The organism is Candidatus Protofrankia californiensis (assembly GCF_900634765.1).
GTDB classification, from domain to species: Bacteria; Actinomycetota; Actinomycetes; order Frankiales; family Frankiaceae; genus Protofrankia; species Protofrankia californiensis.
Map to the genome: position 1 here is coordinate 3,194 of NZ_CAAAFT010000490.1, position 1,395 is coordinate 4,588.

Annotated in this window: 2 protein-coding genes; both read right to left on the bottom strand. The window is 73.3% G+C overall.

The window, feature by feature from the left end:
* On the bottom strand, window positions 1–613 hold a 613-nt coding region (locus DD1DGNOD_RS28440), incomplete at its 3' end, for a glycosyltransferase 87 family protein (RefSeq protein ID WP_206443432.1).
* Window positions 614–875: 262 nt separating this feature from the next.
* Window positions 876–1,376, bottom strand: coding sequence for an RNHCP domain-containing protein (locus DD1DGNOD_RS30990; RefSeq protein ID WP_346434381.1), 501 nt, complete (start codon window positions 1,374–1,376; stop codon window positions 876–878).
* Window positions 1,377–1,395 lie beyond the last annotated feature (19 nt).

Here is a 1,395-nt window from a genome sequence, read left to right on the forward strand (position 1 = left end):
CCGCCGCCGCGACCAACCCGCCGGCAAGCCTCGCCAGGGCCGGGCGCGGCGTCAGACGGGTGGCGCGCACCGCCGGCAGGCCCGGACGCGCGTCGGGATCCGGGCCGTTCGATCCGGCCGCACCCAGCGCGGGCAGGAGCAGCACCGGCCACACCTTGGCCAGGGCACCGAGGCCGACCGCAAGGCCCACCCGTCCCCACCGCCGGTGGGCGACGCCGACCAGCGCGGCCACCACGAGGACAGCCGGAACCAGATCGAAACGGGCCAGCGAGACCGGTCCGAGCGCGCAGATCCCGAGCAGCCAGAAACGGGCCGCCGACGCCGACCGCCGGGCCAGCATGCCGGTGACCGCAGCGTCCGCCGCAAGGATCATCAGGAAGAAACCGACCTCGTAGGGCAGCCTGGTGACCACCTCCAGCGCGGACGGGACGGCGAGCACGATCGCTGCGGCCGGCGGGTACTGCCAGCGGTTGTCGTCGACGGGGAGTCCCGCGCCGTGCACCAGGCCGTGGCCCCAGTGGTCGTAGAGCCGGACGTCACCGAGCACGCCGTGCTGCGCGCCCAGCGTCCTCCCGGCGACGGCGAGGACGACCAGGACCACCCGGGAGACCACCCAGAAGACCCGGATCCGCCTGGCCGACCATGACCCGGACCACGGTTGCATCCACCGGCGGGTAGGGCCCGTCCAACGAGACAGACGCGCTGCCGGCGCATACCGGCCGGGCCGTCGTGGTATCAGCCGCCGTCGTGGTACCAGCCGCCGCAGTACAGGCAGGCGCCGGCCGGATCGTTGTTGTGGCGCCGACCCGGCGGCACCGATGTCAGCCGTCCGCACGTTCCATGACGGTATCCGCTGCCGGACCGCTGGGTCCCGCCTACCCGGCTGGCCCAGGGTCGTTCCGGTTCATGCGGTTCCTCCGGCCAGGCCCTTCATCCGGCTCGGCCTGCCCCCCGTGCCGGCTGATCCGCCTACGCCCACCCTCCGGAGCACGGCGCGGAGCACGGCACGGGGTGGAGCCGGCGTGGACGCCGCCCTCCGCCGACAGTTTCATGATCGCCTCGATGTCGTCCGTCGGCGACGTTCTGTTCCGCCGCTGGTGACCGCAGCTCTCGCAGCGGTGGACCACGACGGTCCGCCCGGCTCGTACCTCCACGGCAACCGGGCGCATCGGCCCTGCGCAGTCAGCCGCCCGATCACCGGGGTTGACGTCCACATGCCGGGACCACAGGCAGCGCGGGCAGTGGTTGGTGTAACCGTCGCCGTGCACCGGCGTCCCGCAGGCAAGGCACTGGAAGTCCTCGGCGGTACGGGTGAAGCGACGGGTCACCGCCCGACAGTACGGGACGGGACGGGACGGACCAGCAAAGGGCAGCACTGATGATCGGCCCCGCCCC